The organism is Amycolatopsis stemonae, from assembly GCF_054781455.1.
The window spans coordinates 78,468-91,402 of the sequence record NZ_BAAGUJ010000017.1 but is presented as its reverse complement, the minus strand read 5'-3'; the positions used below and the strand labels follow the sequence as shown (position 1 = coordinate 91,402).

Annotated in this window: 14 protein-coding genes; all 14 read right to left on the bottom strand. The window is 72.8% G+C overall.

Features of this window, described 5'->3' with window-relative positions; translation table 11 throughout:
- Positions 1-147: 147 nt before the first annotated feature.
- Entirely contained in the window at positions 148-477 is a 330-nt protein-coding gene (locus ACYVLJ_RS40205) for a DUF4326 domain-containing protein (RefSeq protein WP_460442617.1), read from the bottom strand.
- Positions 478-739: 262 nt separating this feature from the next.
- Positions 740-1,411, bottom strand: coding sequence for a hypothetical protein (locus ACYVLJ_RS40200; protein ID WP_460442616.1), 672 nt, complete (start codon positions 1,409-1,411; stop codon positions 740-742).
- A gap of 230 nt (positions 1,412-1,641) precedes the next feature.
- Positions 1,642-2,196, bottom strand: coding sequence for a hypothetical protein (locus tag ACYVLJ_RS40195; RefSeq protein WP_370973619.1), 555 nt, complete (start codon positions 2,194-2,196; stop codon positions 1,642-1,644).
- Positions 2,196-3,677, bottom strand: a complete 1,482-nt coding sequence (locus ACYVLJ_RS40190; protein WP_460442615.1) for an ATP-binding protein — start codon at positions 3,675-3,677, stop codon at positions 2,196-2,198. Before ACYVLJ_RS40190 ends, ACYVLJ_RS40195 begins: the two co-directional genes overlap by 1 nt.
- A gap of 52 nt (positions 3,678-3,729) precedes the next feature.
- On the bottom strand, positions 3,730-4,044 hold the full coding sequence (locus tag ACYVLJ_RS40185; RefSeq protein WP_460442614.1) for a hypothetical protein: 315 nt from the start codon (positions 4,042-4,044) through the stop codon (positions 3,730-3,732).
- Positions 4,045-4,134: 90 nt separating this feature from the next.
- Complete coding sequence (locus tag ACYVLJ_RS40180; protein ID WP_460442613.1) at positions 4,135-4,527, bottom strand: hypothetical protein; 393 nt, start codon at positions 4,525-4,527, stop codon at positions 4,135-4,137.
- A 203-nt stretch (positions 4,528-4,730) separates the two neighbouring features.
- On the bottom strand, positions 4,731-5,297 hold the full coding sequence (locus ACYVLJ_RS40175) for a hypothetical protein (protein ID WP_460442612.1): 567 nt from the start codon (positions 5,295-5,297) through the stop codon (positions 4,731-4,733).
- A 212-nt stretch (positions 5,298-5,509) separates the two neighbouring features.
- Positions 5,510-7,396 (bottom strand): hypothetical protein, encoded by a 1,887-nt coding sequence (locus ACYVLJ_RS40170; protein ID WP_460442611.1) that lies wholly within the window; start codon positions 7,394-7,396, stop codon positions 5,510-5,512.
- A gap of 243 nt (positions 7,397-7,639) precedes the next feature.
- Entirely contained in the window at positions 7,640-8,533 is an 894-nt protein-coding gene (locus tag ACYVLJ_RS40165) for a deazapurine DNA modification protein DpdA family protein (RefSeq protein ID WP_460442610.1), read from the bottom strand.
- A gap of 98 nt (positions 8,534-8,631) precedes the next feature.
- Complete coding sequence (locus tag ACYVLJ_RS40160; RefSeq protein ID WP_460442609.1) at positions 8,632-9,330, bottom strand: DUF3145 family protein; 699 nt, start codon at positions 9,328-9,330, stop codon at positions 8,632-8,634.
- 47 nt (positions 9,331-9,377) lie between these two features.
- Complete coding sequence (locus ACYVLJ_RS40155; protein WP_460442608.1) at positions 9,378-10,778, bottom strand: hypothetical protein; 1,401 nt, start codon at positions 10,776-10,778, stop codon at positions 9,378-9,380.
- A 177-nt stretch (positions 10,779-10,955) separates the two neighbouring features.
- Complete coding sequence (locus tag ACYVLJ_RS40150; protein WP_460442607.1) at positions 10,956-11,837, bottom strand: hypothetical protein; 882 nt, start codon at positions 11,835-11,837, stop codon at positions 10,956-10,958.
- Between the two features lie 135 nt (positions 11,838-11,972).
- Positions 11,973-12,350, bottom strand: a complete 378-nt coding sequence (locus tag ACYVLJ_RS40145) for a hypothetical protein (RefSeq protein ID WP_460442606.1) — start codon at positions 12,348-12,350, stop codon at positions 11,973-11,975.
- Between the two features lie 107 nt (positions 12,351-12,457).
- The gene (locus tag ACYVLJ_RS40140; RefSeq protein ID WP_460442605.1) at positions 12,458-12,886 is read right to left on the bottom strand and encodes a hypothetical protein; all 429 of its coding nucleotides are present in this window, start codon (positions 12,884-12,886) and stop codon (positions 12,458-12,460) included.
- Between the last annotated feature and the right edge of the window lie 49 nt (positions 12,887-12,935).

The window sequence follows — 12,935 nt, the reverse complement described above, 5'->3', positions numbered from 1 at the left end:
TGGAGCGCGGCCCGTGGGCGCGGCCGGGCGCGTGGGGGCAAGCCCGCTGTTGGCTTGCCCCCACGTGGCTGGTCGTGCAGGGTCGTCGCGGTCCACCGCCGGGCAGAGCGCGGCGGCCTGGAGCTCCGTCCGCCGCGTCCTGCGCGGTCAGAACGGCGCCATGGCGGCGGTGCGGCCGCCGTCGAGCCGCGGCGCGTTGCCCCAAGGGCTGGGTACGGGCACGCGAGCCGCCAGCCGCGCCAGGACCTCGCCGTGGCAGGAGCGCGGGGCGCACCAGCAGCCGAGCGTCTTGTCGGCCAGCTCGCCGAGCGCGGCCATCAGGTGCGGCTGGTCGAGCAGCCACTGCTCGTAGAGGTCGATCACCTCGTCGCGGCTGCCGTCGATGCCGATCTGGAGGGGGTTGCCCCACTTCGAGCCGCGGCCGATGTAGACGTCGTAGCGTGCCTGCTTGCAGTGGACGACCAGCGGATGTGCCACGTGCGCTCCTTCTCGTGCGATCTCCGATCGCCTGCCTGGCGGGTGAGTCGCCGGGCCGGTTCAGCCGTGGGGGGCCGTCGATCTGCGTGCCGGGAATCAGGCCGCGGTCGGGCCCGAAGGGGCGGCGGGGGGTGGCGGCCCGTGCTGTTCGGGCCGCCACCATCGGCGCGGACCCGGCCGCGGTCTGATCGGCTTCGCGCGGATCGACGGGCCCCGGCTGGACTCGGTCGGCACGTCGAGCGCCGCCGTGGATCTCCCGGGGTCAGACCTCGAGGAGGAGCTGACCGGCCGGGGCGTAGACGCAGTCGACCTCTTCGCCGTGGTGGCGGCCATGGCAGTCGATGGCGCCAAGCCGGCGGTCGTCCATGGACAGCTGGCGGCGGGCGAACCGCTCGTGGTCGTCGATGAGGGAGTGCTCCAGCGCTTCATGGTGGCGGCTGGACTCGGCGAGCTCGTCGAACTGAGGGAAGCCGGCGGCCTGGTACATCCGCATGTACAGGCCAGTGGCCGCGGAGGTGAGCGGCGCCAGCAGGCTGGTGTTGAGCATCGCGCAGCAGATTTCGGCGGCGGTGCCCGGACGGGTGTCCTCGTCGGCGGCGACGCGGTCGAGGATTTCGCGGCAGTGCGCCCGGTAGACCCGCTCGTAGGACATGCGTTCCAGGCCCGAGTTGGGAACGAGCAGGCTGAAGCTGTGCCAGATCCGGCTGGCCTGCTGCGGGTGCCGGGCCTGGGCGGCGGCGATTTCCTCCTCGGCCCACTCCATGCGTTCGAACGCGCTGGCCATGACCGCGAAGATCCCCTTGGCATCGTCACCGAGGAGGCGTTCGGCGGCGGTGATCAGGTCAGGGGACAGGGGGGACAGGTTGGTGTCCGGCTCGGCGGGGAGCACGGCGACGGTGGTGTCGGCGCTGGGGACGAGGTCGGTCGCGGTCATCGCGGAAGGTCCTTCCGGTGCGGGAATGGGTCTGCCCGCCGCCCGGTCCGGTCGGTGCCGTACGCCCCGGGCGGTGGGGCGCACTCGTTGCGCGCCGGCTGCGGGGGAAGGGGTCCAGCCGGTGCTTTTCCGGCTGGACCCCGGCCCGCGGCCGGGGCAGAGTGCGGCCGCCCCACCGCCCGGGGTACGGGCGCCGTGTTCTCTCGTTCGTCCTGTTCAGCGCCGTTTCGTCAGCGCAGGCGCCACTGCTGGTCGTCGGTGTCGGTGATCTCGTCGTCGTAGAGCCAGGCCGCGAGCAGCGGCCGCAGCGGCTCGGCGATCGCCCGGTCGATCTGGGCCAGCGGCACCCCGCTGTGGCGCTGGCTCTTGTGGTGGGCCCAGGCGGTGAGCACGCCGGTCAGCGCGTCGACCAACGCGCGGGTGGGCGTGCCCGGCTGGTAGTCGGCTTCGAGCTCGGCCAGGAGCCGTTCGGTGTCCGTCAGCGGCGTCCGCACCTGGTAGCGGTGCAGGTAGGGCAGGGTGATCTCGACGGTCGTTCCTGGCTGCCGTCCGGCGAGCACGACCCGGTTGTTGCCGCCGTCCCCGCCGCACTGCACGACCCAGGCGGTGCTCCAGCGGGTCCAGACGCGGGTGATGCCCTTCATCAGCAGCTCGGGCCGGACCCGGACTTCTCGTTCGAACTCCTTGCGCAAGCCGTGCCCGATGAGGGCGTCGCCGAGGTCGCCGGTGTCGCGCACGTACAGCTCGCTGTAGGGCGGGATGAACGCCGACTGCGGGCCGGGCATCACCGCACCTCCGCTTCGGTGGGGCCGATGTCGACCGCGTTGCGCAGGGCCAGGGCCTGCTCGATGTGGTGGCGGCCCGGTTCGTCGGCGCCGTCGAGGTCGGCGACGGTCCACGCCAGCCGCAGGGCGATGTCCGCACCGCGGCCGGACAGTGCCCCGGTGTCCTGGGCGTGGCGGACGCGGTCGGCCACCGCGGCGGTGCCCGCGACGGCGTGCAGCACCGCGTGCGGCACGCTCGCGTTGGTCACGCCCGGTCCCTGTCCGGCCCGGCTCCAGCGGGCCGCGGCGCGGGCGCGGGCCGTGGCGACGTCGGCGCGGGCCCGCTTCAGCAGCCGGGTGACGCGGGCGTGGTCATGGGCGTCGGGCTTCGGGTGCAGGGCGGTGTGGCGGGCGATGGCCTGGATGTCGATCGCGTCGCGCAACGCCGGTGACATCTGCCATCGCCGCGGGGCCGAAGTGCGGATGCTCGTGGCGATCAGCTGGAGCCCGGCCGGGAAGCGGTGGGTGCGCCCGTCGTGGGAGAGGCGGACTTCCCGCTCGACCAGCACGCCGCGCAGCGCTTCCTGTGCGGCGGCGCCGAACTCGTCGAGCTCGGGGGCGAACAGCACGCCGTGGTGGGCCTGGCTCAGCAGGCCGGGCTGGGGCCCTCCCAGCAGCGACGCGATCGGGTCGCTGTCATGGGTGATCACCAGCGGCGGTGTGGACACCAGGGCGGCGCCGTCCTCGCGCGGGCCGAGCAGGGACTGGATCGCGGCCAGCTCGAGCTGCTGCTGCGGGGTGAGGTCGGGTGCCAAGGCGTGCAGCCAGGAGGCGACGGCCGCGGTGCCCGCGTCGGTGCCGAAGCCGCACAGCAGGTGGTGGCCGCCGGCGACGGCGATCGTGACCACGCGCTGGGCGGTCGCGGTTAGCGCGCTCATCGGCGCGGGCTGACGTGCGGCAACCGGTCCGGCCGGCACGCTCAGCCGGTGCAGGGCCGCGTCGTCGCCGCGCAGCCAGTCGGCGATCTCGGCGAGGGTGTGGGCGCCGAGCACGTCGAGCTCGTCGACCAGAGCAGCCTGGCCGAGCGAGGCCGCGGGCACGATGACCCGGCGGATGCCGTGGGCGTAGGCGGCCTGCGCGGCGGGCAGCACGCCCAAGGTCGGGCGGAGGCTGCCGTCCAGGCCGACCTCGCCGAGCACCGCGGTGCCGGCGAGCCGCTGCGGCGCGACGTCGAGGGTGGCGGCCAGCACGGCGACGGCCACGGCGGCGGCCTCGGGCGGCGCGGACGCCGGCGGGATCCGCACCTCGACGTGGGGGCGCGGGGCCTCGTGGCGCGGGCGGGAGTTGGCCAGGGCCGCGTGGACCCGGTCTTGCAGCTCCCGGTTGGGGCTGAGGTGCCCGGTGACCAGGGTGATTCCGGGCGGTCCGTCGACGGCGGCGGCGGTGAGGGTGAGCGGGTGGCCGGTCAGGCCGTGCACGGCCACGGTCGAGAGGGTGGGCATGGCGAGGCTCCCTTCGGGGGCGACGATGGGGCGCTGAACAGCGCAAACGGGGTCAGGCGCGGGCGATGGCGAGGAAGCCGGGCCCGCCGTACTTGCCGTCGACCGGGCGGTAGCAGCCGCGGCACACGACGCCGGTGGGCGACTCGGAGCCCTTGCCGCTGGCGTGGCAGCACGGGGTGAGCGGGATCAGGTACTCGGAGCCGTCGTCGTGCCGGATCGGGTTCTCGGTGTCGCCGAGCGGGACCAGCAGGTCGCCGTCGGCGTCGATGCCGCGGACGCGGCCGGCGATCACGGCGTGGACCGTCACGTGCTGGCCGTCGGCGAGGGTGATCTCGACGGTGTCGGCGGGATTGGTGGGGCGGGGCATGGGGTCGTCACCTTTCGGGCCTGGGTGTGCGGGAACAGCGCGGCCGCCGGTCACCGTGGGGTGGGGTGACCGGCGGCCGCGGGATCGTGGTCAGCCGGGGAGGGAGGCGGCGTAGCGCATGGCGGCGACGTCGATGTCGATGCCGCCCCCGTTCATGGCGACGGGCTGGATGCCGCGTCCGGCGAGCAGGCCGGCTTCTTGGGGATCAGCGGCGTAGTCCCAGCCCTCGCGGGCGCGGACCTCGGCGTGGATGTGGTCGTGGCCGTGTTCGCAGGTGTAGCCGCGGCCGTCGGGCAGGGCCCAGGCCAGCCCACCGCATTCGAGGGCGTACTGCTCGCCGTCCTCGGGGTGGACGTGCATGGTCAGCCAGTCGCAGGCCCAGACTTCCTCGGCCAGGAAGCAGGCGCGGACCGCGGCGACGCTGGCGTGCGCGACCGGCTCTCCCTCGGAGTGACGGCGGCGGTTTCCGCAGATCACAGACATGGACTCTCCCGTCGGGGGTGGCGCGTGGACGGGTTGGTCGCAGCGGGAGCAGCACCGGGCGGAGGGGGCGGAGCTCGCGCAGCGACGCCGCAGGCGCCCCGGAGCCCGGTGCTGCTTCTGCTGGCATGGATCCGTCCGCGCGGCACCGGCGGGCAGTCCCAGCCGCAGCAGGACGTTGATGTAGAGCTGGGTCTGCGGCGGTCCTACGCGGGCGTCCCCGAGTCGACGATCTGGCCGTGCCGAATCCGCTCGGGCCTGTCACTGGGCCAGCCGGGAGCGTCGCGCCACACTTCGTCGCGCACCAGCTGGCGAACCGGCCGGCGCAACCGGACCGGCACGGTGTCCGGCCCGTACGACGCTTCCTCGCGGAGCTGGTGCCGCGCCAGGTACGTCACTTCGACGCGGCAGTTGTTGAAGAACGTGCGGTGTTCGGTGGCGAACAGGCGGGCGGCGTCGAGGTCGGTGAAGGCTTCGACGAAGCCGCCGCCGCCGCGGCGCTCGTAGTCGGACTTGGACGACCGTGTCGGTGCCTGGGTGATGACGTTGCGGACGTAGACCTCGACTCGGCCGTGTTCACGGACCGCCTCGTGGGCCTGCCGCTCGACGGCCGGGTCCGGCGTCGGAAGGTGTGGTTCGCCGTCCGCAGGCGGCGGTGAGTTGAATTCGGGCCCGGTCGGCGGGGCGGCGACTGGTCCCTGGCCGTCGTCGCCGGGGACTGGGCGGAGAAGCCAGTCGAGCAGTTCGTCGGTGGTGCCGGCAGCTGGCTGCATCCGGGCGGTGTCCTTTCTGGCTGAGAGGTGAGGTCGGCAGCCGCGCGGCAAGGTGAATATTCCGGTTTGCGGGCGGAGGAACCTTGAATATTCGAATGCCGCGCAGGTTCACGAGGCCCGTCTGGCCTTACGCGGGCTGATGGGCCGCGGGCAGGAGGCCGGGCCCGCGCTGGGGAACGTCCGCGCGGGCCCGGCCAGGCACGAGGCGGCGTTTACGCCGCGCCGCTGTTGACCTCGGGGTCCGGGTCCTGGTCGACGTCGCCGGAGTCGGCACCGGCGGGGGCGAGGTGCGGCCACCGCTCGTGGTCGAGTTCCGGGTTGTTGATCAGCTGCTCGATGTGGGAGAGCGGGTAACCCAGCGCTTCCAGCAGCTCGAAGTAGAAGCGTGTGTCGTCGCTGGGGCGCCGCCAGCTCGCGTCGGCGTTGTCGGTGTAGCTCCGGTTCCAGTGCTCCTCGCACGCGCCGATGACCTGGGCCAGGCGGATGAACACGGCCTGGGCCTCGCTGGTGGTCTTCTTGCGCAGCTGCGCCACGAGGGGGTTGGCCTCGCGCTTGTTGCCCTGGGGTTCGGCGAGTTTGAGCAGGGTGCAGGCGTAGCGGTGCGCCGGCGCGGCCTCCTCGAGGAAGTCGGAGGCGAGAACCGGGGCCAGTGCCAGCCAGTGGTGCACGCGGGCCGGGAGGTCGGCAGGCTTCTTCTTCCGCCACCCGGTGAAGAACTTGACCAGCCACTCCCGACGGCCCGGCTTCGCGTCGCGCCACAGCTTGTTGTTCTCGCCCGCGCGCTTGACCTCCGCGGCCTTGAACGCGGCGCTTTGCTCCGGCCGGGCCACTAGCGCGGCCCGCTGCACGTGTCCGTGCCCGGCGGGGTCGGTGCAGACGTAGACGACGTCGACCGACAGGTCGTAGGGGTCGTTCTCGACGTAGGCGGCGTAGCCGGGGCAGCCGGCGTGCTCCTCGGCGGTCATCGTCTGCTCGGCCTGCTCGTCGGCGAACAGGTCGTCCACGGCGACGATGCCGTCGGCGTCGGGGTCGACGAGCGGGATTCCGCGGGCCCGCAGCTGCTCCTGCGCGGCCGCGGTCTTCACCTCGACGATGGCGTGGTGGCCGTGTGCCGCGTAGTCCAGGCAGAACTCGGTGACCTCGACCTCCATCCAGTGGTCGACCCGGACGGCCACCGCCCGGCCGGGGCAGTCGGCGTGGGCGGCGGTCTCCAGCGGAGTCGGGTCGTCGCCGGTGCAGAGCTCGTCGAGCCGGCGGCTGCCCTCGGGCGGGTTCTGCTCGTCGTCGACGAGGGCGTAGCCCTGCTCGGCGAGCTGCTGTGCCTGTTCGGCCCGCATCGCGCGCCGCCGGCGGTCCTTGCGGACCTGCTCGGCCTTCCACTCGAAGTTGCGCGGGTTGTTGGTCAGGAAGTCCAGCAGTACCTGGTGGTCGTGTTCGTTGTCGGCGAACTCGATCAGCTGACCGAGCTCCAGCAGGTCGAGGTCGGGAAGGGCTTCACTGGCGGCGCAGGTCCGCGGCGCGGTGGCGACCGCGCGTCCGACGCGGACGCGCTCGACCGGGCGGGCCAGTGCCTGGGCGATCTTCTCGTCGTCGTCCATGCCGGCCAGTGCCAGCTGCTCGTAGAGACCGGCCTCCTCGGCCTGGGTGTAGCCCTCGCGGTGGATGTTCTCGATGCCTTGGGCCACCAGGACGTCGCGGCGGCTGGTGCCCGGCGCGTGCACGAGGACGGCGATGGTCAGCTCGGGGTTCTCCCGTTCCTTCACCGCGACCGCGGCCGCGGTGCGGTGGAAGCCCACGAGGACGTCCAGGACGCTGTCGTCGGGGTGTGGCGCGACGCTGATCATCGAGATCTTGGGGTCGACGCCGTGCTCGGCGACCGAGGCCACCAGCTCCGGGCGCCGCTCGCGGATGTCTCCGACGATGCGGGAGTTGCCCTCGGCGCGCAGCTGGCGCGGGTCGACGCCCCGCAGGACGTACGGGTAGAGGTCCTTCTCGTCCGCGCCGCTCGCGGTCTCGATGGTCTCCGCGGCCGCGGCCTGGGCGTCGGTGTCGGTGGTGACGTCGAGCGCGCTGTCGTGTTCGGCGAGGTTGGTGGTCATCGGGTGCCCCAATCCAGGTGTTGCGGGCATGGCTGTGCCCTGGCGTGAATGCGGGAATGTGTTGGTGCGACAGGAAAAAGAGGTGTCGCGGCCGGGGCGGGGGCCGCCGGCTGTCCGGTGGTGCGCTCGCTGTCGGGCGCCGCCGGGGGCCGGGGTGTCCAGCGCTTTTTGCTGGACACCCCGGGTTCGGTGGCGCACGCTTCGCGGCGCGCACCGGGCCCGGCGGCGGCTGCCCGCCGGGTGTCAGGCGCGGACGGGGGCGGGGGTGTAGTTCTCCGACGCGCGGGTCGCGGCGATGACGTCTTCGCGCCAGCGGATGGCCCAGCGCGGGCAGTTGTTGCAGGGCCCGGCGTGCCGGCAGCCGGGCAGCCGCAGGTCGGTGACTCTCGCCTGCTGGGACCAGGCCAGGCTGTCGGCGGAGACGAAGTGCTGGGCGTAGAGGCGCAGCGCCGAGGTCTTCAGGCCGAAGCCGTGCAGCCGGTATCCGCGGCGGGCGAAGTGGGCGGCGATGACGCCGACCGGTTTCACCGAGCCTCTGCGGCACACCGAGCCGAGCCCGACCTGGCGCTGGGCGGCGAGGTCGACGCCGGCCTTGCGGTACATCGCGTCGTGGCGTTCGTAGTCCTGCGGCGTCCAGCCCTGAAGGACCGGCATCCAGGGTGCGTGCGGGAATTCGCGGGCCAGGTAGAGGTAGGACTCCAGGGTCCATTCCTGGTGATCGAGCACCGTCGCTCCGGAGCGGGCGACCACGTCCGGTTCGCAGGGATAGTCAAGGGGCGCAACGAATTCCGGGTATCCGCAGTCGGACATGAGCCGGTAGACCATGCCGCCGTAGGTGTCCTCGTTCCAGCGCCAGGTGCCGTGGTCGCGGATCTCGGTGTAGGCGCCGCTGTCGATGGCGTACGGGATGCCGGCGATCGGCATGCCGGGTCCACCGGGAACGTAGGCGGAGAGGGTGTGCGCGGACACGCACAGCGGGACCGGGCTGTGGGCCAGCCACCAGGGACGATGCGTGCCCAGGAAGAACATGAGCCGCCGTGCCGGGTCGCGCAGCCGCTGTGACTGCGTCCAGGGCGTGATCGTGATGTCGTGCAGCGACGGCCAGCGTCCGCGGGCGGTGGGAGCGTGGACGGGCATCCGGGATCTCCTTCCTGATCAGGGCCGTGGCCGGGCGGCGCGGCCGGACACGGGCGGCAGCCCGGTCGGGCCGCCCGGCCACGGCAGGAAGGGCGGGGTCAGAATTGGAGGTGGATCTGCGCGGTGTCGTCGGTTCCGTCCGCGGGCCGGTAGACGTCGGCGCGCCAGAGCTGGGCGGTCTCGTCCAGCGCCGACCAGTCGTCGATGCGCTGGAATCCGCGCTCGGCCAGTGCCTGGTCGATGTCGGCTGGCGTGGCGGGGGCGGGGAACGCGAGGTCGCCGCCGTCCTGGGCGGCCGCGACGACGACCACGTCGCCGTGGCGGCGATCCCAGTGCGTGGCGAACCGGGGCGGCTCGACCACGGGTCCGGCCGGCATGTCGGCGATCGCGGTCAGCCACGGCACGCCGAGTCCCTGCTGGCGGACGTCGTCGGGCTTGCCTTCCAGCTCCAGCACGTGTTTCTGGGGGAGCAGCGGATCGCCGTCGGTGTCGCAGCCCGCGGTGAACAGGCCGAGTGCGGGCACGTAGGTGCAGGTCGTGCCGATCCACTCGTAGGCCGGTTCCTCGTAGACGGTGAACGCGACCTCGGGGGCGTGATTGATCAGCTGGTGCGCCACGTCGGTGGCGCTCGCGCACCGGAATTCGGTGGCGGTGTACCACTCGCCCACGTGCAGGGTCGTGTTGTCCTCGGCGTCGTCGTAGGCCAGGTCGTACTCGGCGAGGGTGTCGAGCACGGTGCGCACGCGGTGCGGTGGGCAGGCGTGAATGGTGGCGGCTCCGGAGGTCCAGTCGCCCATGGCGGGTCATCTCCTCTCGCAGGTTTCTGCGCAGGTCGAAGGGGGTTTCAGGCGGTGAGGTGAAGCTGGGAGGCAGCGGTCCAGGCAGCCGGGAACGCCGGGCCGGTCTTGCTGAGCGCGGTCGCCGGGGCGACGGTGAGGAACTGCTCGGCGGTCGGGGCGCCCTGGGCGAGGCGGTGCGGTTCGCGGCGGCGCAGCCAGGCGCGGGGATGGGCGTCGTCGGCGAACGCCGGGTCTCCGACGGTCACGGGCACGCCGGCGCAGCGGGCGCGCTGGTCGAGCCGGGCGTGCATCTGGTCAGCCGGTCCGATGTCGAGCAGGCGGACCGAGCGGGCGTGGTTGGCCTTGCCGTCGGTGCGCGGCGAGAGCGTGCGGCGCACGTCGTAGACCGCCCACGGCAGCGCGGCCAGCTGCCGTTCGAACGCGGTGAGGACCGCGGCGGTGCCGGCGGAGGCCCGCAGCAGCGACAGCAGCCGCTGCCCCTTGATCAGGCCCTGCGTGGCGTTCAGGGCGGTGGCGACCCACTCCATCACCAGGGCGAGCACGCCGGCGTCCGGCTCGTCGACGAACCGGGCCACGGTCTCGGCCTGGCCGGCCTTGGTCGCCAGCGCGAACGGGCAGTAGGTGCAGGCGGACTTGGCCCAGGACTCGACGCCGAACGTCGCGCGCAGGAACGCTTGGGCGCGGGCGCGGTCCCAGCCGCCGTCCCATTCGCGCAGCGGGTACTCGCCGGTGCGCAGCGCGGTGTTGTAGCGCGCGTCGCGTTCGGCGCGGCGGGCCTCGCCGAGCTCGTAGCCCATGACGTGCCGGTAGGGCCGGCCCTGGGTGAGTTCGCCGATGACCGTGTCCAGCGGCCACGCCTTGAAGTGCTGGCTGCACAGGCGATCGCCGGTGGTCTGCGGGACGAGGGCGCCGTCGAACAGTTCGTGCGCCAGGGTCCAGGCGCCGACCAGGTGCAGCCGGTCGGGGCTGCGGGTGTCGGACAGGATGTCGACGCCGTCGGCTTGGCGTGGGCCCCGGCGGGCGACTTGGAGGTAACGCACGCCGTTGGCCGCCATCAGCGGCAGCAGGTGCTGCTCGACCAGGCGGCGGGTGGCCGGCCACTCCTGCCCGGTCATGCCGGTGATCACCGCGAGCTCGTGCAGCTCGAAGTCGCGGCTGGTGGGGTCATTGAGCCAGCGGGCGAGAATCGCCGAGGAGTCGCAGCCGAGCCCGAACCCCAGCACCACCCGCGGCGGAGGCTCGCCCCGCACCGATGCCAGCGGCTTCGCCGTTGGCATCGGGGTAGGCGGGCGGAGCAGGCCGAGCGCGGCCTGAGCCTGGTGGACGGCCTGTCGCGCGGCCGGTTCGGGAACGCGGTCGCCGAGCGGGTCGCGCAGCGGCCGCAGCGGATCCGGCGGGCCGGTGGACTGCGCCGGTGGGCTGGGGCTGATCGTGGACGTGCTCATGGTCGGGTGGCCTCTCGTGCTCGGTTTCGGGGCGCCGGGCACGGCTGGTCGGTCCGTGCGGGGCGTGGCAAGGGCCCTGGACAGCGCGAAGGCCCGGCGCCGGTTCGCGGAGAACCGGGGCCGGGCCTTCAGGCGCGGTGCGGGTGGCCGCGGCGGGCCGGAGTCGCAGCGGCGGAGTTAGTCGAGGCGGACGAGGCGGCGGCAGCGGGTGGCCGCGTGCACGGTGCCGGACTCCTCGATGGAGCCGCGGTTCCACCGCTCGAAGGCCACGACCTTCTGCCGGCGGCGGCAGGTGCACCACCTGGTGCTCTCGACCGCGCCGACGTGGTCGCCGACGAGGGTGAAGCTGGCGGTGGGCGTGCCGAACAGGTTCAGGTCGTCGCTGAACGGCACGTCGATGTTGCGGATGTCGGGCGAGTCGAGCTCGGCGGCGAGCCGGTCGACCTGGCGCAGCCGGTCGGCGACCTGCTGCGGTGTAAGCAGGGAGGTCCCGGTCAGGGGCACCCACTCCTCGCCGTTGAACATCTGCCAGGAGGCGCCCTCGTCGAGACCGCGGGCGTCGGCGGTGAGCTTGGCCGCCAGCCGCTCGCGGTCGGCGCGGCGGGCGATGATCCGGCTCCACATCAGCGGCGCGCCGCGGTACGGCCCCCAGCTGGCGGCCTCGCGGGAGAGGTAGGCGCGGACGAGGAACTGGCCCTTGGTGCGCATCTCGGCGACCAGCTGCGCGGTCTCGGACTCGTTGATGATCTCGTCGAGCACGGTCTCCATGCCCATGAAGCCGGTGTCCATCGGCTCGCCGTCCTGGAGGCTGCGCTGGAGGAACTGCTCGAGCTGGCGGTCGCCGAACCTGGTGTGGTCGTAGGGGTAGAAGGTCGTGGGGCCGCCGCAGCCTTCGTTGGCGATGCGGCCGACGACACCGAGTTCTGGGTGCACGAGTTCGGCGCTGTAGGCGACGCCGCGGCCGGTCTCCAACTCGTTGAACCCGTTGATGTGGAACGCGTACGGGGCTTCGATTCCGGTGTGCGGCCAGCGGATGCGGGATTCGATGATGGTGGGCACGGGTGGTCCTCCGGTGTTCAGGAAACGTCGGGCCGCTGGGTGAAGGGCCCTGGACAGCACGAAGGCCCGGCGCCGGTTCGTGGGGAACCGGGGCCGGGCCTTCGCCTGGGTGGAAGAGGGGCGGTGGACGCCAGATCAGGAGTGGGTGACCTTGCAGGAGCTCAGCGGCACGCCGGGCAGGTCGTAGCTGTCGCGGCCAGCCAGGTGGCCGAACTTCTCCGAGGAGAACGCCAGCGTGTTCGTCGACCCCATGTCGAGGGTGACGGTGGCGCGCCGCTGACCCCGGCCGCCGCTGGTGATCGTCTTGACGACGCCGGTCAGGCCGTTGAGGTACCGCGGCGAGAGATCCACCAGGGTGACCTTCGCCTGCTCGGTCACCTCGGCCGCGGTCTTCTCGCGCAGCACTCCGCGGCGCGACTTCATCGCCTTGGTGATGGCGTGGAGGTCGTTTTCCTTGGCGTGCTCGAGAACGAAGGCGACGACGGCGCGCAGCTCCAGGGTTGCTGTGGACATGCGGAACTCCTTGTGGGACAGGGGGAATCGGATTCGGTGGTGCCGCGATCACGCGGCACCACCAGCGGTGTCGAGGGCCTTGCGGGGCGGCTCCGGCGGCGTTGCGGTCAGCAGCTGGCCCAGCCGAAGAACAGCCAGCCGGTCACCTCGGGGCTCGCGGTGACGGAGCTGTTCCCGTCGGCGGCGGGGTCGTCGTGGGCGGCTTCGATCTCGGCGGGCTTGTCCAGCCGTTGTGCGGTGGCGCGGATCGGCGCGCTGGGTGTGTCGCGGGATCCGCCGCACACCGGGATGGCCCCGGCGGGGCCCCACTTGTCGCAGATGCGCTCGTCGTTGTCGCGGATCAGCTTGTCCGCCAGGGCCTCGGCGTCGTTTTCCGAGAGCGGCGGGCCGTCGATGACGATGTACTCGTCCTTCTCGGCGACGCTGCCGGTGTAGCCGCCGTGGCCGTAGTCGTACTGGGCCTGCTCGACGGCCGCGCGGAATGCGGTGTCGACGTCGGCGCCTTCGGAGTAGGTGGTGAAGGCTTCTGCGCCCATGGGCGGTTTTCTCCTCGGCTGCTGGTCGTCCTGCGGCAGCCCCGAAGTC